The sequence below is a fragment of the Pseudoalteromonas sp. S4741 genome, assembly GCF_005886135.1.
GTDB classification, from domain to species: Bacteria; Pseudomonadota; Gammaproteobacteria; order Enterobacterales; family Alteromonadaceae; genus Pseudoalteromonas; species Pseudoalteromonas tetraodonis.
Genome location: NZ_PNCN01000131.1, coordinates 1 through 391 on the forward strand (window position 1 = coordinate 1; position 391 = coordinate 391).

Here is a 391-nt window from a genome sequence, read left to right on the forward strand (position 1 = left end):
GGCTCGAACTCGTGACCTCGACCTTGGCAAGGTCGCGCTCTACCAACTGAGCTAGTACCGCATTATATGAAGGTTCTAGGTTCTAGGTTCTAGGTTCTAGGTTCTAGGTTCTAGGTTCTATCAATATTAAACCTTGTTCCTTTAACCTTTCATCTTGAATCTTTATTTCTACTACAATTTCTTTTGGTGAGAAATTGGAGCGGCACACGAGGCTCGAACTCGTGACCTCGACCTTGGCAAGGTCGCGCTCTACCAACTGAGCTAGTGCCGCATTCAAAATAGTCAGTAATTTGTCCGTTGGTGCGCGACAAGTCGCGTCCTACATTCTGGCAACTGAGCTAGTGCCGCATTCAAAATAGTAAGTAATTTGTCCGTTGGTGCGCGACACGTG

1 tRNA gene is annotated in these 391 nt (G+C 46.8%); it reads right to left on the reverse strand.

The annotated features are described in order from the left end of the window. Positions 1-195: 195 nt before the first annotated feature. Positions 196-271: transfer RNA gene (locus CWC30_RS15605), tRNA-Gly, on the reverse strand. Positions 272-391 lie beyond the last annotated feature (120 nt).